The organism is Coprococcus intestinihominis (assembly GCF_040096555.1).
GTDB lineage: Bacteria > Bacillota > Clostridia > Lachnospirales > Lachnospiraceae > Coprococcus_A > Coprococcus_A intestinihominis.
Map to the genome: position 1 here is coordinate 1 of NZ_JBBMEK010000500.1, position 808 is coordinate 808.

General features: G+C 42.0%; 1 protein-coding gene. It reads left to right on the forward strand.

Going from position 1 to position 808, the window contains the following annotated elements:
• Nucleotides 1-808 (forward strand): Cna B-type domain-containing protein (locus WMO25_RS18480; protein ID WP_349086723.1); only part of this gene is annotated, 808 nt, incomplete at both ends.

Sequence of the window (808 nt, forward strand, 5' to 3'; positions counted from 1 at the left end):
CGACAAATACCTACAGTGATCCCGGAAATATCACAATATCCGGTGAGAAGAAATGGGATGATTACAACAACGGGGAAGGACTTCGCCCATCCGTTTCAGACTTCAAAGTTACACTGACACGTCATACAAACAATGAAAAGGGTCAGCAAAACAAAGTAGATGCAACTAAGATCACACTGGAGGTAAAAGATCAGAAAGACGAAAGTGTCAAAATGCCATATATTGTCTGGAATACAGGCAAGGATAATACCTCGGATACTTGGACCTATACAATCTACAATCTGGAACGCTATGGCGCAAACGGAATGCCGTATATCTATACGCTTTCCGAAGAACAGGTTACAGGCTATAAGAAAGCACCGGACATCACAAAAACAGCAGATACGGAGAAACTTCAGCTGGGAACAATGACCAACGGCTTTAATGGTTCTTATTATGTCCGCAAGAACTGGATGGACGGAAATAATAAGTATAATCTGCGTCCGAATAGTATAACTGTGAAATTGCAGCGTTCCGTGGATAATGGCATAAGCTGGGAAGATATTGAATGGAAGACTGAATACGGCAGCTATGATGAGACAACAGGAAAATGGACCGGTCTGCCAAGTGTAATGACAAATGAAAGCGGAATATCCATCGTATCTGTTACATTAAATGCATCGAATGTGATTCGAAATACAAGAAATAATTCCTGGGGATATACCTTTACGAATCTGCCGGTGCAGAACAAAGAAGGAAAGACCTATACCTACCGCTGTGTGGAAACGGCAATCGGAGGTGTTCCGATCAATGAGATTATACAGGAAGA